At 72.0% G+C, this 22901-nt stretch carries 17 protein-coding genes; 11 read left to right on the top strand and 6 right to left on the bottom strand.

Features of this window, described 5'->3' with window-relative positions:
- Window positions 1–32: 32 nt before the first annotated feature.
- The gene (locus tag ACFYVL_RS06310; RefSeq protein ID WP_389241642.1) at window positions 33–1856 is read right to left on the bottom strand and encodes an AMP-dependent synthetase/ligase; all 1824 of its coding nucleotides are present in this window, start codon (window positions 1854–1856) and stop codon (window positions 33–35) included.
- Window positions 1857–2099: 243 nt separating this feature from the next.
- A complete protein-coding gene (locus ACFYVL_RS06305; protein WP_389241641.1) occupies window positions 2100–2969 on the bottom strand; it encodes a LysR substrate-binding domain-containing protein in 870 nt (289 codons plus the stop codon).
- Between the two features lie 87 nt (window positions 2970–3056).
- Here ACFYVL_RS06305 and ACFYVL_RS06300 point away from each other — a divergent pair, with 87 nt between their 5' ends.
- Window positions 3057–4079 carry a bile acid:sodium symporter family protein gene (locus ACFYVL_RS06300; RefSeq protein WP_389241640.1) on the top strand — a complete coding sequence of 341 codons (1023 nt, stop codon included), beginning with the start codon at window positions 3057–3059 and terminating at the stop codon, window positions 4077–4079.
- Window positions 4076–4483 (top strand): (2Fe-2S) ferredoxin domain-containing protein, encoded by a 408-nt coding sequence (locus tag ACFYVL_RS06295; RefSeq protein ID WP_389241639.1) that lies wholly within the window; start codon window positions 4076–4078, stop codon window positions 4481–4483. Before ACFYVL_RS06300 ends, ACFYVL_RS06295 begins: the two co-directional genes overlap by 4 nt.
- A 22-nt stretch (window positions 4484–4505) precedes the next feature.
- Here ACFYVL_RS06295 and fdhD read toward each other — a convergent pair whose 3' ends face one another.
- Window positions 4506–5342 carry a formate dehydrogenase accessory sulfurtransferase FdhD gene (fdhD, locus tag ACFYVL_RS06290; RefSeq protein WP_389241638.1) on the bottom strand — a complete coding sequence of 279 codons (837 nt, stop codon included), beginning with the start codon at window positions 5340–5342 and terminating at the stop codon, window positions 4506–4508.
- A gap of 240 nt (window positions 5343–5582) precedes the next feature.
- Here fdhD and ACFYVL_RS06285 point away from each other — a divergent pair, with 240 nt between their 5' ends.
- Window positions 5583–6563, top strand: coding sequence for a beta-ketoacyl-ACP synthase III (locus tag ACFYVL_RS06285; protein WP_389241637.1), 981 nt, complete (start codon window positions 5583–5585; stop codon window positions 6561–6563).
- 84 nt (window positions 6564–6647) lie between these two features.
- Here the strand turns inward: ACFYVL_RS06285 and ACFYVL_RS06280 are convergent, their stop codons facing one another.
- The 3 genes from ACFYVL_RS06280 to ACFYVL_RS06270 form a co-directional block, all read right to left on the bottom strand.
- Complete coding sequence (locus ACFYVL_RS06280; protein ID WP_389241636.1) at window positions 6648–7517, bottom strand: 3-hydroxyacyl-CoA dehydrogenase family protein; 870 nt, start codon at window positions 7515–7517, stop codon at window positions 6648–6650.
- Window positions 7518–7682: 165 nt separating this feature from the next.
- A complete protein-coding gene (locus ACFYVL_RS06275) occupies window positions 7683–8546 on the bottom strand; it encodes a hypothetical protein (protein WP_389241808.1) in 864 nt (287 codons plus the stop codon).
- A gap of 194 nt (window positions 8547–8740) precedes the next feature.
- On the bottom strand, window positions 8741–9691 hold the full coding sequence (locus ACFYVL_RS06270; protein WP_389241635.1) for a 3-hydroxyacyl-CoA dehydrogenase NAD-binding domain-containing protein: 951 nt from the start codon (window positions 9689–9691) through the stop codon (window positions 8741–8743).
- 206 nt (window positions 9692–9897) lie between these two features.
- Here ACFYVL_RS06270 and ACFYVL_RS06265 point away from each other — a divergent pair, with 206 nt between their 5' ends.
- The 8 genes from ACFYVL_RS06265 (at window position 9898) to ACFYVL_RS06230 (ending at window position 22783) form a co-directional block, all read left to right on the top strand.
- Window positions 9898–10803, top strand: coding sequence for a LysR family transcriptional regulator (locus tag ACFYVL_RS06265; RefSeq protein ID WP_389241807.1), 906 nt, complete (start codon window positions 9898–9900; stop codon window positions 10801–10803).
- Between the two features lie 369 nt (window positions 10804–11172).
- Entirely contained in the window at window positions 11173–12357 is a 1185-nt protein-coding gene (locus ACFYVL_RS06260; RefSeq protein ID WP_389241634.1) for an ROK family protein, read from the top strand.
- A gap of 254 nt (window positions 12358–12611) precedes the next feature.
- On the top strand, window positions 12612–14111 hold the full coding sequence (locus ACFYVL_RS06255; RefSeq protein WP_389241806.1) for a sugar ABC transporter ATP-binding protein: 1500 nt from the start codon (window positions 12612–12614) through the stop codon (window positions 14109–14111).
- Window positions 14112–14134: 23 nt separating this feature from the next.
- Complete coding sequence (locus tag ACFYVL_RS06250) at window positions 14135–15124, top strand: ABC transporter permease (RefSeq protein WP_389241805.1); 990 nt, start codon at window positions 14135–14137, stop codon at window positions 15122–15124.
- An 81-nt stretch (window positions 15125–15205) separates the two neighbouring features.
- Window positions 15206–16264, top strand: coding sequence for a substrate-binding domain-containing protein (locus tag ACFYVL_RS06245; RefSeq protein WP_389241633.1), 1059 nt, complete (start codon window positions 15206–15208; stop codon window positions 16262–16264).
- Window positions 16265–16320: 56 nt separating this feature from the next.
- On the top strand, window positions 16321–17541 hold the full coding sequence (locus ACFYVL_RS06240) for a Gfo/Idh/MocA family protein (protein WP_389241804.1): 1221 nt from the start codon (window positions 16321–16323) through the stop codon (window positions 17539–17541).
- Between the two features lie 210 nt (window positions 17542–17751).
- Entirely contained in the window at window positions 17752–18756 is a 1005-nt protein-coding gene (locus tag ACFYVL_RS06235; RefSeq protein WP_389241632.1) for a sugar phosphate isomerase/epimerase family protein, read from the top strand.
- A gap of 268 nt (window positions 18757–19024) precedes the next feature.
- The gene (locus ACFYVL_RS06230) at window positions 19025–22783 is read left to right on the top strand and encodes a ThuA domain-containing protein (protein ID WP_389241631.1); all 3759 of its coding nucleotides are present in this window, start codon (window positions 19025–19027) and stop codon (window positions 22781–22783) included.
- The last annotated feature ends 118 nt before the right edge of the window (window positions 22784–22901 follow it).

The raw sequence follows: 22901 nt of genomic DNA, 5'->3' as shown, positions 1-22901 counted from the left end.
GGCCGCACGGGCCGGCCACCGGCGGCCCGGCCTCACCGGTACAGCGCGTTGACCTCGGTCTCGTAGGCCTTCTCGATGGCCTTGCGCTTCAGCTTCAGGGACGGGGTCAGCAGCCCGTGCTCCTCGGTGAACTGGTGCGCCAGTATCCGGAACGTCCGGATCGACTCCGGCTGGGAGACCAGGGTGTTCGCCGCGACCACCGCCCGCCGCACCTCCATCTCCAGGTCCGGGTCCCGCACCAGTTCCTTCGGGGCCAGTGGCGCGCGCCCCTGCATCGCCAGCCAGTGCTCGATGGCCTCCAGGTCGAGGGTGACCAGCGCCGCCACGAAGGGCCGGTCGTTGCCGACGACGATGCACTGGGCGATCAGGGGATGCGAGCGCACCCGCTCCTCCAGTCCCGTCGGCGACACGCTCTTGCCGCCCGACGTCACCAGGATCTCCTTCTTGCGGCCGGTGATCGTCAGATAGCCGTCCTCGTCCAGCGCCCCGATGTCACCGGTCGCCAGCCACCCGTCGTGCAGCACGGCGGCGCTCGCCGCCGGGTCGTTGAGGTAGCCCGCGAAGACGTGGCCGCCGTGCAGCCACACCTCGCCGTCGTCGGCGATGTGCACGGTGGTGCCCGGCAGCGGAAGTCCGACCGTGCCGAAACGGGTGCGCTCCGGCGGGTTCGCCGTCGCGGCGGCCGTCGACTCCGTCAGCCCGTACCCCTCGAAGATCGTCACGCCCGCGCCCGCGAAGAACAGCCCGAGCCGCCGCTCCATCGCCGACCCGCCCGACATCGCGTGCCGCACCCGCCCGCCCATGGCCTCGCGCACCTTGCCGTACACGAGCTTCTCGTAGAGCTGGTGCTGCATCCGCAGCGAGGCGGACGGCCCCGGGCCGGTCCCGAAGGCCTTGTGCTCGACGGCCTCCGCGTAACGGACCGCCAGCTCCACCGCCTTGTCGAAGGCGCCCGCCTTGCCGGCCGTCTCCGCCTTGCGCCGTGCCGCGTGGTAGACCTTCTCGAAGATGTACGGCACGGCCAGGATGAAGCTCGGCCGGAACGCCGCCAGGTCCGGCAGCAGTTCGCCCGCCGACATGGCCGGCTGGTGGCCCATCTTCACCCGGCCCCGTACCGCCGCCACCTCCACCATCCGCCCGAAGACGTGCGCGAGCGGCAGGAAGAGCAGGGTGGACGCCTCGTCGCCGGGCGAGGAGCTGAACACCGGCTCCCAGCGGGCTATCGCGGTGTCCGCCTCCGTCATGAAGTTCGCGTGCGTGAGGACACAGCCCTTGGGGCGGCCGGTGGTGCCCGAGGTGTAGATGACGGTGGCCACCGTGTCGGGGGTGACCGCGCGGCGGTGCCGGTGCACCACGTCGTCGTCCATCTGGGCGCCGGACGCCACCAGTTCGTCCATGGCGTCGGTGTCCAGCTGCCACAGCCGGTGCAGCCTCGGCAGCCGGTCGATCACCGAGGCGACCGTCATCGCGTGGTCCTCGTGCTCGACGACGCAGGCCACCGCCTCCGCGTCGTGCAGCGTCCAGAACACCTGCTCGGCGGAGGCCGTCGGATAGACCGGCACCGGCTGGGCGCCGACCGCCCACAGCGCGAAGTCGAACAGCGTCCACTCGTAGCGCGTGCGGGACATGACGGCGACCCGGTCGCCGAAGCGCACTCCCTGCGCGAGCAGCCCCTTCGCGTACGCCAGCACCTCGTCGCGGAACTCGGCCGAGGTCACGTCCCGCCACCGGCCGTCCGCGCCCTTGCGGCCGAACGCGACCCGGTGCGGATCCTCCTCGGCGTGGCTGAACACCACGTCCGCCAGTCCACCGACCTGAGGAGACGCAGCCTGGGGTGGGACAGTGAACTCGCGCAATGGACTGCTCCTTGTAGCGCTCCGCACAGCGCCGGTGACGGTACCCCAATGCGCCCCGGTGCGGGAGGCTCGGACGGTGACCTTACTCGGCGGTAAGTCGAGCTGTGGGGAATCTCCACGGAATCTGTACGCCGCACCCACCGCGCGCCTACGGCACCCCGCTCCCGGCCACCCGGATCGTACGGATGTGCGCAGGTCGGGCCGGGTGGACGCGGCCCCCGCAGCCCGACCCGCCGAGCCTGTCTAGGCGCCCCTGTGCAGCCGGTCCGCCCCCGCCAGGACCGCCGCCGCGAGCGCGTCCGCCGCCTCCTGGGACGCGGGCCTGCGCCGGCCGTGCAGCAGCACGAAGTCCACCGTGCCCAGCTCCGGCAGCGCCCCGCCGCGCTGCCGCAGCGGGGCGAGCCCCGGCGGGATCAGCCCGTGGGTGTGCGCCATCACCCCGAGCCCGGCACGGGCCGCCGCGACCAGCCCGCTCAGACTGCCGCTCGTACAGGCGATCCGCCAGGGCCTGCCGTGCGCCTCCAGCACCTCCAGCGCCCGCGCCCGGGTGATCGCGGGCGCCGGGAAGAGGATCAGCGGAACCGGCCGGTCCGCCTCCAGCCGCAGTCCGGGCGCCCCGATCCAGGTCAGCGTGTCCTGCCAGACCAGCTCGCCGTGCGTGTCGTCGGCCCGCCGCTTCGCCAGCACCAGATCGTGCCGCCCGCTCTCCAACTGCCGGTGCAGGATCCCCGAGAGCTCCACCGTCAGCTCCAGGTCCACCTCCGGATGGTCCCGCCGGAACGCCTCCAGGATCTCCGGCAGCCGGGTCAGCACGAAGTCCTCCGAGGCCCCGAACCGCAGCCGCCCGCGCAGCCTGGTCCCCGTGAAGTACGCCGCGGCCCGCTCGTGCGCGGCCAGGATCGTCCGCGCGAAGCCGAGCATCGCCTCGCCGTCCTCGGTCAGCGCCACCCGGTGGGTGTCCCGGACGAACAGCCGCCGCCCGGCCCCCTCCTCCAGCCGCCGCACGTGCTGGCTCACCGTCGACTGACGCAGCCCGAGCCGCCGCGCGGCCTGGGTGAAGCTGAGCGTCTGGGCGACGGCGAGGAAGGTGCGCAGATGCGTGGGCTCGTACATACCCGGGAACGTTATCGCGAATCGCGATGGCAGTCAGCACGGTGTACGCCTTTCCCGATGGGCCCGGTGCGGGGCACGATGACCTGCATGAACCGCCTCAAGCTGCCGTCCTGGCTGCCGCTCGACGCCTACATACTGGCCCTGGTGGGCACCGTGGCCCTCGCCACGGTGCTGCCCGTCTCCGGCACCCCCGCCGAGGTGCTGGACAAGGTGACGGTCGCGGCCATCGCGCTGCTGTTCTTCCTCTACGGGGCGAAACTCTCCACCGACGAGATCGTGCAGGGCCTGCGGCACTGGCGGCTGCACCTCACGGTCCTCGCCGCCACCTTCCTCGTCTTCCCGCTGCTGGGCCTCGCGGCCCGCGGCCTGGTCCCGCACGTGCTGACCCCGCAGCTCTACAGCGGCTTCCTGTTCCTGTGCCTGGTGCCGTCCACGATCCAGTCGTCCATCGCCTTCACCTCGATGGCCCGCGGCAACGTCCCCGCGGCGATCTGCGCGGGCTCCTTCTCCAGCCTCGTCGGCATCGTCCTCACCCCGCTGCTCGCCGCCGGACTCATCGGCGGCGAGGTCGGCTTCTCGGGCTCCTCGGTACTCAGGATCGTGCTCCAGCTGCTGGTGCCGTTCCTGCTGGGACAACTGCTGCGCCGCTGGGTCGGCCCCTTCCTCACCCGGCACAAGAAGGTGCTCGGGTACTTCGACCGGGGCTCGATCCTGCTCGTCGTGTACGCCGCGTTCAGCGCGGGCATGGTGCGCGGCATCTGGAGCCAGGTCTCGCCCGGCCGGCTCGGGGCGCTGCTCCTGGTGGAGATGGTGCTGCTCGCCGTCATGCTCTGCCTGACCTGGTACGGCTCGAAGCGGCTCGGGTTCCCGCGCGGGGACCGGCTGGCCATCCAGTTCGCCGGGTCGAAGAAGAGCCTGGCGGCCGGACTGCCCATGGCGAGCGTGCTGTTCGGGGCGCAGGCGAGCCTCGCGGTGCTGCCGCTGATGCTCTTCCACCAGATGCAGCTGATGGTGTGCGCGGTGATCGCCAAGCGGCGCGCCCAGGACCCGGAGGCGGCGACCGGCCCCCTTGCGGAAGCGCCCGTCGCTGCTGGCAAGATCGGCAAGTGACCTCCGCGATACGATCCTTCGCCTCCCGCACCCGCCCCTGCGCGCTCACCGTGTGCCGGGGCTGCTGCTGCGGCGACGCCCGCAAGAACCCCGGCACCGACCACGAGGGCCAGTTGCGCAGACTGCGCGAGGCGGCGGCCGGTTCCGGCGGCCGGCTCCTCGTCCGCACCAGCGACTGCCTGGGCCCCTGCGGGCAGGCGAACGTGGTGGTCGTGCAGCCGTCCACCGAGGGGCGCCGCAGGGGCGGCAGGGCCGCCTGGGTCGGCTGGGCGCTGGGCGACGACAGCACGGACGAGATCCTCGCGTGGGTGGCGGCCGGCGGCCCCGGGATCGCGGAACCGCCCGCGACGCTGGAACTCCAGTTCTTCCCGGCCCCGGTGGAGGCCCGGACACCCCGGCGCTGAGGGGACGCCCGGGGCCGCGCCGTCAGGCGTCCGGCAGGGCGATCCGCTCCTCGCCCGCGTACACGTTCAGCTGGGCGCCGCGCAGGAAGCCGACCAGCGTCAGGCCGGTCTCCGCCGCCAGGTCCACCGCCAGCGACGACGGCGCCGAGACCGCGGCCAGGAACGGGATCCCCGCCATCACCGCCTTCTGCGCCAGCTCGAACGAGGCACGCCCCGACACCAGCAGGATCGCCCGGGACAGCGGCAGCCGCCCGTCCGTCAGCGCCCGGCCGACGAGCTTGTCGACCGCGTTGTGCCGCCCCACGTCCTCCCGTACGTCCAGCAGTTCGCCGGTCTCGGAGAACAGCGCCGCCGCGTGCAGACCGCCCGTCTTGTCGAACACCTGCTGCGCCGCGCGCAGCCGCTCCGGCAGCGCGGACAGCAGCCCGGGGGCCACCCTCAGCGGGGGAGTGTCGGCGATCGGGTGGCGGGCCGTGGTGCGGACCGCGTCCAGACTGGCCTTGCCGCACAGGCCGCAGGACGAGGTGGTGTAGACGTTGCGTTCCAGCGTGATGTCGGGGACGGGGGTGCCGGGCGTCAGCCGCACGTCCACCACGTTGTACGAGTTGGTGCCGTCCTCCTTGGCGCCCGCGCAGTAGACGATGTTCGCCACCTCGGAGCCGTCACCGATCACGCCCTCGCTGACCAGGAAGCCCGCGGCCAGCGCGAAGTCGTCGCCGGGGGTGCGCATGGTGATGGCGAGCGGCTTGCCGTCGAGCCGGATCTCCAGCGGCTCCTCCGCGACGAGGGTGTCCGGACGCGTCGAGACCGCCCCGTCCCTGATGCGTATGACACGACGGCGTGCGGTGACCCGGCCCATGGTGAATCAGTCCTGCCCGAGAGTGATGGCGCGTATCGAATCGCGTGTTCCGTGCATGATCGCCTGTACGGTGCGTGCCCGGCACCCCGAGGTGCACCGCGCCCGCCATTCTCCGTGGGGTCGGCGGGAAGCTCCAAAGTCTGGGTGGCGAATGCTGTTGATTCACGCGCCCTCGTACCCGTGAGTCACAAAGAAGACTGGGTCGCTCCGACTGTCCGCAATGAGGGGTGGAGTCGCCGCATGACCGGTTCACGGATCGTCGCGCTCGGGCATTACCAGCCGGCCAAGGTGCTCACGAATGAGGACCTGGCGAAGCTGGTCGACACCAGTGACGCATGGATCACCAGCCGGGTGGGGATCAGAACCCGGCACGTCGCGGGCCCGGACGAACCGGTGGACGAACTGGCCGCGCACGCGGCGGCGAAGGCGCTCGCCTCGGCCGGGCTGGGCCCCGCCGACATCGACATGGTGCTGGTCGCGACCTCCACCGCGATCGACCGCTCGCCCAACACCGCCGCCCGGGTCGCCGCCCGGCTCGGCATGGGATCGCCCGCGGTGCTCGACCTCAACGTGGTCTGCTCGGGCTTCACGCACGCCCTGGCGATGGCCGACCACACGGTACGGGCCGGGTCCGCCACCCGTGTCCTGGTCGTCGGCGCGGACAAGATGACCGAGATCACGGACTGGACCGACCGTTCCACCTGCGTCCTGGTCGGCGACGGGGCGGGGGCCGCGGTCGTCGAGGCCGTCCCGGCCGGACCGGAGACGTCCGCCCCCGCCGGTCTCGGCGCCCACGCGGGGGCGATCGGCCCCGTGCTGTGGGGCTCGGTGCCCGAGATGGGCCACGCGGTACGGATCGAGGGCACGCCGCCGCGGTTCGAGCAGGTCGGCCAGAGCGTGTACCGGTGGGCCACCACCCAGCTGCCGCCGATCGCCCGCCAGGTCTGCGAGCGGGCCGGGGTCGCGCCCGAGGAACTGGCCGGGGTCGTCCTCCACCAGGCCAACCTGCGGCTGATCGAACCGCTCGCGCAGCGGATCGGCGCGGTCAACGCGGTGATCGCCCGCGACGTGGTCGACTCGGGCAACACATCGGCGGCGAGCATCCCGATGGCGCTCTCCAAGCTGGTCGAGCGCGGTGAACTCACCTCGGGCGCCCCGGTCCTCCTCTTCGGCTTCGGCGGCAACCTCTCCTACGCCGGCCAGCTCGTCCGCTGCCCCTGACCCGCGGCCCGCTCCGCGGCGCCGCCCGCCGCCCCGGTCCCTCCGGGCGGCGGGCGGTCCCGCGGTGGTGCCGGACGCCGAGGGTCAGTCCTCGTCGCCGTGGGCGTAGAAGCCCCGGCCGGTCTTGACGCCCAGGTGGCCGGCGTCCACGTACGTCCTCAGGAGGTCCCGCGGACCGGTGGGGAGGTGCGGGTTCTCGGCGGCGTAGTGCTCCTCGATGTCCAGTACGACGTCCAGGCCGACCCGGTCCATCATGTGGAAGGGCCCGGCGGGGGAGCCCGTGTTGATCTTCCACATCTCGTCCACGTCCTGCGGCGTGGACACCCCTTCGGCGACGACCTCCAGCGCCTCGCGCTTGATGGCCGCCCAGATGCGGTTGAAGATGAACCCCGTCGACTTCCGGTGCGCCTCGAAGGGGAACACCCCGTACCGGGGCAGTTCCTTCTTCAGCAGCTCCATGATCCGCGGATCGGTCCGGCCGTCCGACATGAGGTCGACGGCGTTCTGCACGGGCGGCATGTAGAAGTGGATGTTCAGCACCCGCTCCGGGTGCTCGACCCGGTCGATGAACTCGCCCGAGGCGTAGGAGGAGGAGTTGCTGGCCAGGACGGCGTCGGCGGGGGCGGTACGGTCCAGCTCGCCGAAGATCTCCTTCTTCAGGTCGAGCCGCTCGGGCACCGCCTCGACCACGAGCCACACGTCCGTGAGGGCCTCGGCAAGGTCGTCGGTGACGGTCACCCGGCCGGGCCTGCCGCCCTCGATCCCCGCGGCGACCCGCGGCAGGTTCTCCTCCACGTAACCGCGGGCGGCCTCGCCCGCCTCCGCCGACCTGTCGTGGATCCGCACCAGCCCGCCGCGGTCGGCGAACATCAGGGCGATCCGGCGCCCCAGGGTGCCCGCGCCGATCACCGCCACCGGACGGTTCTCGATGTCCGTGGGAAGTGTGAAGGACATGGTCGCTCCTGCTGCTCTCACGAGGGCCGCGGGTCGGCGCGGTCCCTCTGTCGACAAATCAATCCTGACCCGGTGCTGCCGGCCGGCAGCACCGGGTGCGCGAATGGGTGGTGGTGGGGGTTGGCTGGCAGGTACCTACGGCAGCAGGCACAGTCCGCCAGGTACCTACGGCAGCAGGCACAGTCCGGTCAGCGGCCCGTCGAGGACGGCGACGTCCCAGGGGGCCCGGGAGGCGGCGGGGCCGTCCGGCAGGGGCACGGCGCGGATCCGGCCGCCCAGGTCGGCGACGAAGGCCAGGCCCGCCTCGCTGTCGACGGCGAGCCCGATCGCTTCGGCGAAACCGGAGGCGAGGATCTCGGGGGCCCGCCCGCCGGCGCCGGGCGCGGGCAGCGGCGCCCGGTTGAGGGTGTTGCCCCCGGGTGCCGCGCCACGGTCGGTCCAGTACAGCCGGTCGCCCTCCAGGTGCAGGTCGATCGGCTCGGGCAGACCGCTCCACAGCAGTTCGACGTCGGAGCGGGTCGCGGCGCTCTCCCCGGCCGGAATCTCCAGGCCCGCACGGAAGATCCGGCCCAGGCCGCCCTTGGCCGGGCCCTTCTGCGTCCAGTAGAGGTGACCGCGGGCGGGGTCCACTGCCACGCCGACGCACTCACCGAGGACGCCGTCGGTGCCGGGGGTGCCCACCAGGTCGCTCAGGCCCGTCCCGTCGGTACGCACCCGGCTGACCCGGTGGCCCTCGCGGTCGCCCCAGTAGAGCGTCCCGGCGCCGTCCGAGGTCAGCTGCTTGCCGGTGGTGACCGCGCCTGCCGGGAGCAGGTCGCGGGGCGCGGCGTCGCCGGGGCCGAGGGCGTGGAGGCCGCCGTTGCGGCGCGAGTAGTCCTGTCCGGCCTCGCCAGGGACACTGGGAACGGACGTCGGCGCCCCCATGGTGGTCCAGTAGACGACACCGGAGTCGACCACGATGCCGTCGGGGGCCGCGCCCGCGTTCTCCACGAGGGTGCTCACCGCCCCGTCGGCGATGCTCACGCGCATCACCTTTCCCGGCCATACCTGCAGTGCCAGCAGTTCCTTCGACACGGTGCCGTCCTTCTTCCTTGCGCGGTTCTTCCCGCAGCTCTTCCCGGGCTCGCGGCCCTGTTCTCCCGCTTCCCGGACCGTTCTCCTGCCGCCCGTTCCGGGTGGACACGGGCGGCGGCGCCGGGCGTCGTCGGTGCGGGGTGTCCTTCTCAGTGCCGGGGGTTGTCCGTGCCGGGGCCGGTGTGTGCGGCGGGCCTGCCGTTCGGGGCGGGTTCCTGCGCGTCTGGGTCGTCGTCCGTGCCGGGCTTCGGCCAGCCGAGCGGGTCGAGGACCGCGCGGGTGCGCCCGTCGCGCAGGGCGGCGAGGCGCGCGTACGCCGGTTCGCCGGTGCCGTAGGCCCCCTCCACCGCGTCCAGGACCTCGCCCAGCCGTGCCCCGTCCGGGCTGCCGGTCTCGAAGGTCAGCTGCGAACCGACGTGCGCGGCGAGATGGCGCATGCCCCCGGGCCCGCCGCCGAGCACACCGCTCTGGAAGGGGCCGACGGTGGCCCAGCGCAGGCCCAGCGACGCCCGGACCAGGTCGTCGAGTTCCTCCACGCCGATCACGCCCTGCTGCACCAGATGGACGGCCTGGTCGTTGAAGACCTTCTGCAGGCGGTTGCCCACGAATCCGGCGATCTCCTTCTTCAGCCGGATCGGCAGCTTGCCGAGGGCGCGGTAGACCTCCGTCGCCCGCTCCACGGTGGCCCCGCTGGTCAGCGGCCCCGGCACCACCTCCACCAGCGGCATCAGCTCCGGCGGGTTGAACGGGTGGCCGACCACGATCCGCCCCGCCGCCGCGTTGCCCCCGGCGATCACCGACGGCAGCAGGGACGAGGAGGACGAGGCCAGCACCACGTCGTTGCGGGTGTGCGCGGCCAGCGTGGCGAACAGCTGCGCCTTGACCTCGACGCGCTCCGGGCCCGCCTCCTGGACGAAGTCCGCGCCGGTCGCCGCCGCCGCGAGGTCGTCGGTCACCAGCGCAGGTACGAAGTCCAGTTCCCGGGCCACCAGCTCCGCCAGATCGGGCCGCGGATCGCAGAGCCGCACCTCCCAGCCGGCCGCCCCGAACAGCCGCGCCCACGAGAGACCGATGACACCGGCTCCGACAACGGTCACCACGGACACGAGGATCACCCCAGAAGGTCGCAGGAACAGCGCTGTCGAACCCCGACGCCGACGCCGCTCGTCGTGGGACGGAGCGGCGGCGCGGAGGGGACGGCAGTGCCGAGGAATCCGGACGGGCACCGCGGTGGCGGGGCCGTCCTGACCTCAAGTCGACACCCAAAGGGGCTGTCTGTCCAATATATGATTCTTTGGTGAGTGATATGCCCAGCGATATCAACCTGTCCCGGCGCCTGCTGGAGCAGTTCCTGACCGTGGCGCAGGAACAGCACTTCGGCCGCGCCGCCGAACGGCTCGGCATGAGCCAGCCGCCGCTCAGCCAGTCGATCCAGCGACTGGAACGGTCGGTGGGGGCGCGGCTCCTGGACCGCGGCCCCGGCGGGGTACGGCTGACCGCCGCGGGAGCGGCGTTCGCCACCGACGCCCGACGGCTGCTCGACCTCCAGGCCGCCGCGATCACCCGGGCCAGGCGCGTCGCGCAGGGGCTGGAAGGGGAGGTGCGGGTCGGATACGTGAGCCTGCTCAGCCACCTCTACCTGCCCACGATGCTGCGCACGGCGGCCGAGCAGTTGCCCGGCATCCGCATCCACCTCCAGCACGGCTCCTCGGCGGCCGTGGTCGACCAGGTCCGCACCGGCGTACTCGACCTCGGATTCCTGCGCGACCCGGCCCGGCTCGACGACGACCTGGTCAGTTCGGTCATCGCGACCGAACGGATCGGTGCCGCGCTGCCGGAGGGCCACCACCTGGCCGACACGGCGGAGATCGACCTCCTGCGGCTGCGCGACGAGGACTTCGTACTGCCCGACCCGGCCGCGCTGCCGGTCCTCGCCGAGCAACTGCGGCTCGCCTGCCACGAAGCGGGGTTCGCGCCACGCCAGGCCGCCGTCGCCGACGACCTCAGCGGGCTGCTCAGCTATGTCGCGGCGGGGCTGTGCGTGAGCCTGCTGCCCGAGGGGCTGCGTCATCTCGCGGCGGCCGGCGTGACCTTCGTACGGCTGAGGGGCAACGCCGGTTACCTGGACACGACGGTGTACGCCGTCCACCGCCCCGCTCCGGACACCGCCGTAACCCACCTCCTCTCCGCCCTCACCACCCCACACCCCTGAACACCCCCCCGCGCCCCCGCCCTCTTGGGCGACGGGGCCGCCCCAAGGGGGCGGAACGGGCGGGCAAGGGGGCGGCCCCCGGCGGAGCCGCACCCCTTCGCCCCCGCCCGGCCCCGACCCCCACCCACCTCCAGTCCACCCATTCCCGGACAACCCCCACCCCTTTGTCCTCCCCGAGGAGAAAGTTCCCCCGGATTCCCGCGCAACTTCTTCCCACCCCGGACGCCCGCTGCTACGTTCCCCTCCAAAGAACCACCGGAACAAGCCAGTTGAGGCCCGCCGGGCCACGGCTGGGGCCCGAGGCGCAAGCCCCGGCCCCCAGCGGCACGTGGCCCAGGCCGCAAAGGTAGGAGGGGGCAAGTGAGGCGCATGACGGCCCGACCCGCGAACACGCACCAGGCGCGACTCCTCCGCCTGCTGCGCGACAGCGGCCCCAACTCCCGCGCCCAGCTGGGCGACCAGGTCGACCTGTCCCGTTCCAAGCTGGCCGTCGAGGTCGACCGCCTGCTGGAGACCGGGCTCGTCGTCGCCGACGGACTCGCCGCCTCCCGGGGCGGACGCCGGTCCCACAACATCCGGCTGGCCCCCGCCCTCCGCTTCCTCGGCGTCGACATCGGCGCCACCTCGATCGACGTCGCGGTCACCAACGCGGAACTGGAGGTGCTGGGCCACCTCAACCACCCGATGGACGTCCGCGAGGGACCGGTCGCGGTGTTCGAACAGGCCCTCGCCCTCGCCGCGAAACTGCGGGCGACCGGCCTCGCCGACGGCGGCTTCGACGGAGCCGGCATCGGCGTTCCCGGTCCGGTCCGCTTCCCCGAGGGCGTCCCGGTCGCCCCGCCGATCATGCCCGGCTGGGACGGCTTCCCGGTCCGCGAGGCGCTCAGCCAGGAACTGGGCTGCCCCGTCATGGTCGACAACGACGTGAACCTGATGGCGATGGGCGAGCAGCACGCCGGGGTGGCCCGCTCGGTGGGCGACTTCCTCTGCGTAAAGATCGGCACCGGCATCGGCTGCGGCATCGTCGTCGGCGGCGAGGTCTACCGCGGCACGACCGGCAGCGCGGGCGACATCGGACACATCCAGGTGGAGCCCGACGGGCGCCCGTGCGCCTGCGGCAACAAGGGCTGCCTGGAGGCGCACTTCAGCGGCGCCGCGCTGGCCCGTGACGCGGAGGCCGCGGCCAGGGCCGGGCAGTCGACCGAACTCGCGGCGCGCCTCGATGCCGCGGGCACGCTCACCGCGGCCGACGTGGCCGCCGCCGCGGCGGCCGGGGACGCCACCGCCCTGGAACTGATTAGGGAGGGCGGCAACCGGGTCGGCCAGGTCATCGCCGGTCTGGTCAGCTTCTTCAACCCGGGCCTCGTGGTGATCGGCGGCGGAGTGACGGGCCTCGGCCACAACCTGCTGGCCAGCGTCCGCACCCAGGTCTACCGCCAGTCACTGCCCCTGGCCACCGGCAACCTTCCCATCGTGCTGGGCGAACTGGGCCCGGCCGCGGGAGTGATCGGCGCCGCCCGGCTGATCAGCGACCACGTGTTCTCCCCGGCCTGACCGCCGGCCCCGTACCGCAGAACGCTCCCGACGCACCACCGCACCACCGACAGAACCGGCACCACCGGCACCACCGGCACCCGCACCCCCCAGTACAAAACAGCCTCACCAGCCCCACCAGCACCCGCACCTGGCACAGCCCTGTCCGCTCACGGCCGCATTCGCCGAGGGGAATCGTCATGGCACCAGAGCACGCGGCACCACCCGCACCACCACCGGGTCCCCCCGGCACCACGTCCACCCCTCTCCTCACCATGTCCGGCATCACCAAGTCCTTTCCCGGCGTCCGCGCCCTGGACGGGGTGGACCTCGAAGTCCTGCCCGGCGAGGTGCACTGCCTGCTCGGACAGAACGGAGCCGGCAAATCCACCCTGATCAAGGTGCTCGCCGGGGCCCACCAGCCCGACGACGGACGGATCACCTGGTCGGGGGAGGACGTCCGGCTGAAGTCCCCGATCGCCGCGATGCGCCTCGGCATCGCCACCATCTACCAGGAACTCGACCTGGTGGAGGGCCTGTCGGTGGCCGAGAACGTCTTCCTCGGGCACGAGCCGACCACCGCCGGGTTCGTCGTACGGGGCCGGGCCGCGCGCGCCGAGGCCTCGGCGCTCCTCGCCCGGCTCGGCCACCCCGAGATCGGGGCGGGCCGGCTCGTCGGGTCGCTCTCCGCGGCCCAGCAGCAGATCGTCTCGATGGCCCGCGCCCTCTCCCACGACGTACGCCTCATCGTCATGGACGAGCCGTCCGCGGCCCTCGACCCCGACGAGGTCGACAACCTCTTCCGGATCGTCGCCGCGCTGACCGCCGACGGTGTCGCCGTCGTCTACATCTCGCACCGCCTGGAGGAGATCCGCCGGATCGGCGACCGCGTCACCGTCATCAAGGACGGCCGCGCGGTGGCCGTCGGCCTCCCGGCCAGGGACACCCCGACCCGCGACATCGTTGCCATGATGACCGGCCGCAACGTCGAGTACGTCTTCCCCGAGCCGCGGGACCCGGAGCCCCGGGACGACACCCGGCCGCCGGTGCTGCGGGTCGAGGGGCTCTGCCGCAGCGGTGAGTTCGAGCCGCTGGACCTGGACGTGAGGGCCGGCGAGATCGTCGGTCTCGCCGGACTCGTCGGCTCGGGCCGCTCCGAGATCCTGGAGACGATCTACGGGGCGCGCAGGCCGACGGCCGGTGAGGTGGCCGTGGACGGGGTGCGGCTGCGCACTGGGAGCGTACGGGCAGCGGTCCGGGCGGGCATCGGTCTCGCGCCCGAGGAACGCAAGGCGCAGGGGCTGCTCATGCTCGAATCCGTCACCCGCAACGTCTCGGTGTCCTCCCTCTCCCGCTTCTCCCGGGGCGGCTGGGTGGACCGCCGCGCCGAGCGCCGTGAGGCCCAACTCGCCACCCGGGAGCTCTCGTTGCGCCCGGACAACCCCGATGCCCGGATCCGGACCCTGTCCGGCGGCAACCAGCAGAAGGCAGTGCTCGCCCGCTGGCTGCTGCGCGGCTGCCGCGTCCTGCTGCTCGACGAGCCGACCCGCGGTGTCGACGTCGGCGCCCGCGCCGAGCTGTACGCGGTGATCCGCCGCCTCGCCGACGAGGGCCTGGCCGTCCTGCTGGTCTCCAGCGAGGTCCCCGAGGTGCTGGGGCTCGCCGACCGGGTGCTGGTGCTGCGCGAGGGCCGGATCGTGCACACGGCCCCCGCGCGCGAACTCGACGAACACCGCGTGCTCGACCTCGTCATGGAAGGGAGCCCGGCCACATGACACAGTCCGGGGTGAAACCGCAGATGGAGCTGAAGGCACAGGAAAAGAAGGGGAGCCGGCCCGGCAGCGGGCTGCGGCTGGACGTCCGCAACCTCTCCCTGCTCGGGGTCCTCGCGGTACTGATCGCGGTCGGCGGCATCACCAAGCCCGACCAGTTCCTGGACACCGGGAACCTCCAGCTCGTCCTCACCCAGGCCTCCATCATCGGTGTCGTCACCGTCGGCATGACCTTCGTCATCACCAGCGGCGGCATCGACCTCTCGGTCGGCGCGGTCGTCGCGCTCGCCTCCGTGTGGGCGACCACCGTCGCCACCCAGGAGTACGGCTTCGCGGGCATCCTCTTCACCGCGGTGCTCGTCGGCACCGCCTGCGGATTCGTCAACGGCCTGCTCATCGCCTACGGCAAGCTGGTGCCCTTCATCGCCACCCTCGCGATGCTGGCGTCGGCGCGCGGACTCGCCCTCCAGATCACCGAGGGCCGGACCCAGATCGTCACGGTGGAGTCGGTGCTCGACCTCGGGGTGCCCGACTCCTACGTCCTCGGCATCCCGCCGCTGGTCATCGTGTTCGCGCTGGTCACCGTACTGGGCTGGCTGATACTCAACCGGACGACCTTCGGCCGCCGCACCGTCGCGGTCGGCGGCAACGCGGAAGCGGCCCGGCTCGCCGGCATCGACGTACGCCGCCAGCGCCTCTACCTGTACCTGCTCTCCGGCCTGTGCTGCGGCATCGCCGCGTTCATGCTGGTCGTCCTCTCGGGATCCGGCCAGAACACCAACGGCAACCTGTACGAACTCGACGCCATCGCCGCCGCCATCATCGGCGGGACCCTGCTGACCGGCGGGCGCGGCACCGTCGTCGGGTCGGTGCTCGGTGTCCTCGTCTTCACGACGATCACCAACATCTTCGCCCTCAACAACCTCCAGAGCGACGTCCAGCAGATCGCGAAGGGCGCGATCATCGTGGCCGCCGTACTGGTCCAGCGGCGCACCGCGCGCGACGACGTCACCTAGCGGCCCGGGGCGCCCGCGGCCCCGACCAACCCACCCTCCCGCTTCGCCAGTTGACCGTACGAGTCGAAGGGTTCCACCGTCATGCCACGAAACTCCGCAAGCCCCGGAACCACCCGCAGAGGGATCCTCTTCGGCGGCGCCGCCGTCTCCGCGACCGTCCTCCTGTCGGCCTGCACCAGCAACGAACCCAGCAAGCCGGACACCCCGGCCACCGGCAACCAGCCCGTCGCCGACGACAAGCCCGGCAAGAAGGTCACCATCGGCTTCGCCGGACCGCAGGCCGACCACGGCTGGCTCAACGCGATCAACGTGAACGCCCGCGAGCGCGCCAAGAAGTACTCCGACGTCACCCTCGACATCACCGAGGGCTCCAACGACACCGCCGCCCAGATCGGCCAGATCCAGACCCTGATCAACAAGAAGGTCGACGTCCTGGTCATCCTGCCGACCGACGGCAAGGCCCTCACCTCGATCGGCCTCCAGGCCATGAAGGCGGGCATCCCCGTCGTCAACCTCGACCGGGTCTTCGCCTCCCAGCAGGCCTACCGGTGCTGGATCGGCGGCGACAACTACGGCATGGGCCTCAACGCCGGGCGCTTCATCGGCGAACAGCTCAAGGGCAAGGCCAACGCCAAGGTCGTCGAGCTCGCCGGGGTCGACAGCCTGGAGCTGACCAAGCTGCGCAGCCAGGGCTTCGACGACGCCCTCAAGAACTACCCCAACATCACCAAGGTGGCCCGCCAGGCCGCCGACTTCACCGTCGAGTCGGGCCAGGCCAAGATGGCCCAACTGCTCCAGGCGCAGCCGAAGTTCGACGCGCTGTGGAACCACGACGACGACCAGGGCGTGGGTGCCCTGCGCGCCATCGCGCAGGCCGGCCGCAAGGACTTCCTGATGGTCGGCGGCGCGGGCGCCAAGTCCGCGATGGACGCCATCAAGGCCGACAACGGGGTCCTCAAGGCGACCGTCCTCTACCCGCCGACGATGTCCGCCTCCGCCATCGACCTGGCCCGCGCGCTCGGCCAGGGCAAGGGCGTCGGCGGCATGTCGGAGCTGGAGATCCCCGCCTCGATCACCCTCTACTCGGCCGTCGTCACCAAGGAGAACGTCGACCAGTACATGCCGCAGGCCTTCACCTGATCCCGCCCTGCCAGGCCGAACCGTACGAACAGCGAGAAGGGACCCGGATGGACGGGATGGACCGGACACAAGAGCCGGCGGACACATCGGACCCGGCGCGGGGGGTGGCCGCCGGACCCCCGGCGCTCGGCATCGGCATGGTCGGCTACTCCTTCATGGGGGCCGCCCACTCCCAGGGCTGGCGCACCGTGGGCCGGGTCTTCGACCTGCCCGTGCGCCCGGTCCTGGCAGCGGTCTGCGGACGCGACAGCGCCGCGGTGCGGGCCATGGCCGACCGGCACGGCTGGGCGGCGGCCGAGACCGACTGGCGGCGGCTGATCGCCCGCGACGACGTGCACATCGTGGACATCTGCACCCCGGGCGACAGCCACGCGGAGATCGCCCTCGCCGCACTGGCGGCCGGCAAGCACGTCCTGTGCGAGAAGCCGCTCGCCAACACGGTCGAGGAGGCCGAGGCGATGGCCGAGGCCGCACAACAGGCGCGCGCCGCAGGTCAGTTGGCGATGGTGGGCTTCAACTACCGCCGGGTGCCCGCCCTCGCGTACGCCCGCACGCTGATCGCCGAAGGCAGGCTCGGCACCCTGCGCCACCTGCGGCTGGGCTACCTCCAGGACTGGCTGGTGGACCCGCTGGCCCCGCTCGGCTGGCGGCTCCAGCGGGAGCGGGCGGGCTCCGGCGCGCTCGGCGACCTGGGCGCGCACATCGTGGACCTCGCGCAGTACCTGGCGGGGGAGCCGGTGGTGGGGGTTTCCGCGCTGACCGAGACCTTCGTACGGATGCGGCCCGACCCGGAGGCCGAGGGGCGCGAGGGCGTGCCGGCCGAGGGGGAGGTGACCGTCGACGACGCGGCACTGTTCACCGGGCGGCTGGCGTCCGGGGCCCTGGTCTCCTTCGAGGCGACCCGGATGGCGGCCGGGCGCAAGAACGCGCTGCGCCTGGAACTCAACGGTGAGAAGGGCTCGTTGGCCTTCGACCTGGAGCGGCTGAACGAGCTGTCCTTCCACGACCACACCGAGCCCGCGGGCACGGCGGGCTTCCGCCGGATCCTGGTCACCGAACCCGGCCACCCCTACCTGGAGGCGTGGTGGCCGCCGGGCCACGCGCTCGGCTACGAGCACACCTTCGTCCACCAGGCCCGCGACCTGCTCACCGCCGTCGCCCGGGGCACCGACCCCGAGCCGTCCTTCGCGGACGGGCTCCAGGTGCAGCGGGTACTGGCGGCGGTGGAGGAGAGCGCGGAGAAGAACGCCGTCTACACGCCCGTGCAGCAGCCCTAGGGAGGCGGCCCGGCGGGCCCGGGGGCGGGGTGGCCCGAAGCCGCGGCCTGCCCCGGCCCGGGGCGGCCCGGTCCCCGCCGTCCCCGGCCCGCCGCCCTCCGGTCCAGCGCTCCGTCACCCGGTCCCGTACGCCGTCCCCGGTCCCGTACGCCGTCCCCCGGACCCGCACTCCGTCCCACTCCGGCACCACCGGCCCAGGAGGTCCCCGTCATGCCACGCCCGTTCACCCTCTTCACCGGCCAGTGGGCGGACCTGCCGCTGGAGCAGGTCTGCGCCCACGCCCGCGACTTCGGCTACGACGGACTCGAACTCGCCTGCTGGGGCGACCACTTCGAGGTGGACAAGGCGCTCGCCGACCCCGGTTACCTGGACTCCCGGCACGCGCTCCTCGAAAAGTACGGCCTCAAGTGCTGGGCGATCTCCAACCACCTGGTCGGCCAGGCCGTCTGCGACAGCATCATCGACGAACGCCACCGGGCGATCCTGCCCGCCCGCATCTGGGGCGACGGCGAGGCGGAGGGCGTACGCCGCAGGGCCGCGGCCGAAATGGCCGACACGGCCCGTGCGGCGGCGGCCTTCGGGGTCCGTACCGTCGTCGGCTTCACCGGGTCGTCGATCTGGCACCTGGTGGCGATGTTCCCGCCGGTCCCGCCCGGCATGGTGGACCGGGGGTACGAGGACTTCGCGGAGCGCTGGAACCCGATCCTGGACGTGTTCGACGAGCAGGGGGTGCGGTTCGCCCACGAGGTGCACCCCAGCGAGATCGCCTACGACTACTGGTCCACCCACCGGGCCCTGGAGGCGGTCGGCCACCGGCCCGCCTTCGGCCTCAACTTCGACCCCTCGCACTTCGTCTGGCAGGACCTCGACCCGGTGGGCTTCCTCTACGACTTCCGGGACCGGATCTACCACGTCGACTGCAAGGAGGCCCGGATGCGGCTGGACGGCCGCAACGGCCGCCTCGGCTCCCACCTCCCGTGGGGCGACCCCCGCCGGGGCTGGGACTTCGTCTCCGCCGGGCACGGTGACGTGCCCTGGGAGGACGTCTTCCGGATGCTCCGTTCGATCGGGTACGAAGGCCCGGTCTCGGTGGAGTGGGAGGACGCGGGGATGGACCGGCTGGCCGGTGCCCCGGAGGCGCTGGAACACCTCAAGCGCTTCGACTTCGAACCCCCGGCGGCCTCGTTCGACGCGGCATTCGGCGGCGGCGAGTAGCTCCGCGTCCGGACGGGGCGGCCCGGCGGGTGCGGGGGCGTGGGCGCACTTTGTCCACCCCCTGGGCAAAGCCGACTCTTTTTGCCGCACAAGCCCTTTCCGCCCCGGACGAACCCGGCTACCGTCCCAGACGTGTACATGACATGAGCGGTCCCGGAGTGACGGCGCACCCCGGGTCCACGGCACCACCCCACGCACCTGTGCGGCACCGGCCCCGCAGCCAGGGGCACCCGTTCGTTCCGCCCGGCCATCCATTCCGGAGGACCCCGTGCACGGAAAGCGCCCGAGAACTCCCGCCCTCTCAGGAACCACCAGAGCCACCGGCACCACACGGACCGGCAGAACCAGGAGGGCGCTGGCCCTCCTCACCGGCGGCATCCTCGCCGCCACCTCCCTCGCCTTCACCGCACCGCGCGCGGCGAGCGCCCCGGCAGCCGCCCCGGCGGCGGCCGACGAAGAGTTCCAGCAGGTCACCCTCGCCAAGGGCGCGCAGGAGATGGGTGAGCCCATGTCCCTCGCGGTGCTGCCGGACCGCTCGGTCCTGCACACCTCCCGCAACGGCGACCTCCGGATGACCGACGCGGCGGGCAACACCCGGGTGGTCGGCTCCGTCCCCGTCTACTCGCACGACGAAGAGGGCCTCCAGGGGGTCGCCCTGGACCCGAAGTTCGCCGAGAACAGGGCCATTTACCTCTACTACGCACCCCCGCTGAACACCCCCGCCGGCGACGCCCCGGAGAACGGAACCGCCGCCGACTTCGCCAAGTTCGACGGCGTCAACCGCCTCTCCCGGTTCGTCCTCAAGGCCGACGGCACCCTCGACAACGCCAGCGAGAAGAAGGTCCTCGACGTCCCCGCGACCCGCGGCATCTGCTGCCACGTCGGCGGCGACATCGACTTCGACGCGGCGGGCAACCTCTACCTCTCCACCGGCGACGACTCCAACCCGTTCGCCTCCGACGGCTTCACCCCGATCGACGACCGCCCCGGCCGCAACCCGGCGTTCGACGCCCGCCGCGGCGCCGGCAACACCAACGACCTGCGCGGCAAGATCCTGCGCATCAAGGTCAACGACGACGCGTCGTACACCGTCCCGGCCGGCAACCTCTTCGCCCCGGGCACCGACAAGACGCGCCCCGAGATCTACGCGATGGGCTTCCGCAACCCCTTCCGCTTCAGCGTCGACAAGAAGACCGGCGTCCTGTACGTCGGTGACTACGGCCCCGACGCGGGCGCCGCCGACCCCAAGCGCGGACCGGCCGGACAGGTCGAGTTCGCCCGCGTCACCAAGCCGGGCAACTTCGGCTGGCCCTTCTGCACCGGGAACAACCAGCCCTACGTCGACTACGACTTCGCCACCAAGACCTCCGGCGCCGCCTTCGACTGCGCGGCCCCCAAGAACGACTCCCCGTACAACACGGGCCTGGTCGACCTGCCCCCGGCGCAGCCCGCCTGGATCCCGTACGACGGCGGCTCGGTGCCCGAGTTCGGCACCGGCTCGGAGTCCCCGATGGGCGGCCCCGTCTACCGGTACGACGCCGCCAACACCTCCCCGGTGAAGTTCCCCGAGGCGTACGACGGCGACTTCTTCGCCACCGAGTTCGGCCGCCGCTGGATCAAGCGCATCGAGCAGGGCGAGGACGGCGCCGTCCAGAAGATCAACCCGTTCCCGTGGACCGGCACCCAGGTCATGGACAGCGCCTTCGGCCCCGACGGCGCGCTCTACGTCCTCGACTACGGCACCGCCTGGTTCGGCGGCGACGAGAACTCCGGCCTGTACCGCATCGAGAACGCCACCGGCGGACACTCCCCGGTCGCCGAGGCCGCCGCGAACAAGACCTCCGGGCAGGCCCCGCTCAAGGTCGCGTTCTCCTCGGCAGGCACCACCGACGCCGACGGCGGCACCCTCACCTACAGCTGGGACTTCGGCGACGGCACCGCGAAGTCGACCGAGCCCAACCCCACGCACACGTACAAGAAGAACGGCACCTACACGGCGACCCTGACCGCCAAGGACACGACCGGCCGCACCGGCTCCGCCAGCGCGCACGTCGTCGTCGGCAACACGGCGCCCAAGGTGACCCTCGAACTGCCCGCCGAGGGAACGCTGTTCGACTTCGGCGACGAGATCCCCTTCAAGGTGACGGTGACCGACCCCGAGGACCAGACCGGCGGCAAGCCGATCGACTGCGCCAAGGTCAAGGTGACGTACGTCCTCGGCCACGACAGCCACGGCCACCCGATCACCTCGGCGAACGGCTGCTCCGGCACCATCAAGACCTCCTCCGACGGCGGCCACGACCCCAACGCCAACATCTTCGGGGTCTTCGACGCCGAGTACACCGACGGCGGAGGCGGCGGCCAGGCCGCGCTGACCAGCCACGACCAGGCACAGCTCCAGCCCAGGCACCGGCAGGCCGAGCACTTCAACGGCCAGTCCGGCGTCAAGGTCATCGAGAAGGCCCCCGCGCACGGCGGCAAGACCGTCGGCGACATCCACAACGACGACTGGATCTCCTTCAAGCCCTACAACCTCACCGGCACCACCAAGCTCACCGCCCGGATCTCCTCCGGTGGCACCGGCGGCTTCCTGGAGGTCCGCACCGGCTCCGCCAGCGGCCCGATCCTCGGCTCGGCCCCCGTCCCGGTGACCGGCGGCTGGGAGGTCTTCCAGGACGTCGACGTACCGCTGCGCGCGGTACCGAAGAAGACCACCGAACTGTTCCTGGTCTTCAAGGGCGGAGCGGGCGCGCTCTACGACCTCGACGACTTCCAGCTCTCGAACACCGCACCCGACAGGACCGCCAAGCGCGTCCTGGTCTTCTCCAAGACGGGCGGCTTCCGGCACGACGCCATCCCCGAGGGCATCGCGGCGCTGAAGGAACTGGGCAAGGACAGCAACCTCACCGTCGACGCCACCGAGGAGGCCGCCCAGTTCACCACGAGCAACCTGGCCCGCTACGACGCCGTCGTCTTCCTCTCGACGACCGGTGAGGTCCTGAACGCCGACCAGCAGAAGGCGTTCGAGAACTACATCCGCACCGGCGGCGGCTACATGGGCGTCCACGCGGCGGCCGACACCGAGTACGACTGGCCCTTCTACGGCGGACTCGTCGGCGCCTACTTCGCCTCGCACCCGCAGATCCAGCAGGCCACCACGCGCGTCGAGGACGCACAGCACCCCGCCACCGCCCACCTCGGCAAGTCCGTCGTGCGCACCGACGAGTGGTACAACTACCGCACCAACCCGCGCGGCAAGGCCCGCATCCTCGCCACCCTCGACGAGACGACGTACACCGGCGGCACCATGAAGGGCGACCACCCGATCGCCTGGTGCCAGACCTACGAGGGCGGGCGCTCCTTCTACACCGGCAGCGGCCACACCAAGGAGTCGTACGCCGAACCGGCCTTCCGCCAGCACCTGCTCGGCGGCCTCAGGTACGCGGCCGGCCAGGTCAAGGCCGACTGCAAGCCGCAGACCGGCTACCGGCCGCTCTTCAACGGGGACACGCTGGAGGGCTGGAAGCAGGCCGGACCCGGAAAGTTCACCGTCGCCGACGGCGAACTCCGCTCCGAGGGCGGCATGGGCCTCCTCTGGTACCAGGCCAAGGAGCTGGGTTCGTACTCCCTGAAGCTGGACTGGAAGATGACCGACGACGACAACTCCGGTGTCTTCGTGGGCTTCCCCGCCTCCGACGACCCCTGGTCGGCCGTCAACAAGGGGTACGAGATCCAGATCGACGCCACCGACGCGGCGGACCGCACCACCGGCTCCGTCTACTCCTTCAAGTCGGCGAACCTCAAGGAACGCGACCGGGTGCTGCGCCCGCCGGGCCAGTGGAACAGCTACGAGATCCGCGTCCAGGGCGAACGTCTGCAGATCTTCCTGAACGGCGCGAAGATCAACGACTTCACCAACACGGACCCCGCACGCAGCCTGAAGGACGGCTACATCGGGCTGCAGAACCACGGAGCAGGTGACCAGGTGTCCTTCCGGAACGTCCAGCTGAAGGACCTGCCCTCCTAGCCCCGTACACCCCGGACCGGCGGCGGGCGGGAAGGCGCCGTACCTCCCGCCCGCCGTCCCTCTTCTCCTCTTCCCCCTCTCCTTCTCTTCTCACCGTTCCTCTTCTCACCGTCGACCC

Source organism: Streptomyces sp. NPDC004111, from assembly GCF_042874215.1.
In the GTDB taxonomy this organism is placed as follows: domain Bacteria; phylum Actinomycetota; class Actinomycetes; order Streptomycetales; family Streptomycetaceae; genus Streptomyces.
Note: the sequence above shows the minus strand (reverse complement) of the source record. Positions and strands in the feature narration are given on the sequence as shown.

Bases quoted from the DNA above. Each gene is read 5' to 3' on its own strand.
- ACFYVL_RS06305 (WP_389241641.1), bottom strand. From the start codon at position 2,969: ATGTACGAGCCCACGCATCTGCGCACCTTCCTCGCCGTCGCCCAGACG.
- ACFYVL_RS06300 (WP_389241640.1), top strand. From the start codon at position 3,057: ATGAACCGCCTCAAGCTGCCGTCCTGGCTGCCGCTCGACGCCTACATA.
- fdhD (WP_389241638.1), bottom strand. From the start codon at position 5,342: ATGGGCCGGGTCACCGCACGCCGTCGTGTCATACGCATCAGGGACGGG.
- ACFYVL_RS06285 (WP_389241637.1), top strand. From the start codon at position 5,583: ATGACCGGTTCACGGATCGTCGCGCTCGGGCATTACCAGCCGGCCAAG.
- ACFYVL_RS06280 (WP_389241636.1), bottom strand. From the start codon at position 7,517: ATGTCCTTCACACTTCCCACGGACATCGAGAACCGTCCGGTGGCGGTG.
- ACFYVL_RS06275 (WP_389241808.1), bottom strand. From the start codon at position 8,546: ATGCGCGTGAGCATCGCCGACGGGGCGGTGAGCACCCTCGTGGAGAAC.
- ACFYVL_RS06265 (WP_389241807.1), top strand. From the start codon at position 9,898: ATGCCCAGCGATATCAACCTGTCCCGGCGCCTGCTGGAGCAGTTCCTG.
- ACFYVL_RS06260 (WP_389241634.1), top strand. From the start codon at position 11,173: ATGACGGCCCGACCCGCGAACACGCACCAGGCGCGACTCCTCCGCCTG.
- ACFYVL_RS06255 (WP_389241806.1), top strand. From the start codon at position 12,612: ATGTCCGGCATCACCAAGTCCTTTCCCGGCGTCCGCGCCCTGGACGGG.
- ACFYVL_RS06250 (WP_389241805.1), top strand. From the start codon at position 14,135: ATGGAGCTGAAGGCACAGGAAAAGAAGGGGAGCCGGCCCGGCAGCGGG.
- ACFYVL_RS06245 (WP_389241633.1), top strand. From the start codon at position 15,206: ATGCCACGAAACTCCGCAAGCCCCGGAACCACCCGCAGAGGGATCCTC.
- ACFYVL_RS06240 (WP_389241804.1), top strand. From the start codon at position 16,321: ATGGACCGGACACAAGAGCCGGCGGACACATCGGACCCGGCGCGGGGG.
- ACFYVL_RS06235 (WP_389241632.1), top strand. From the start codon at position 17,752: ATGCCACGCCCGTTCACCCTCTTCACCGGCCAGTGGGCGGACCTGCCG.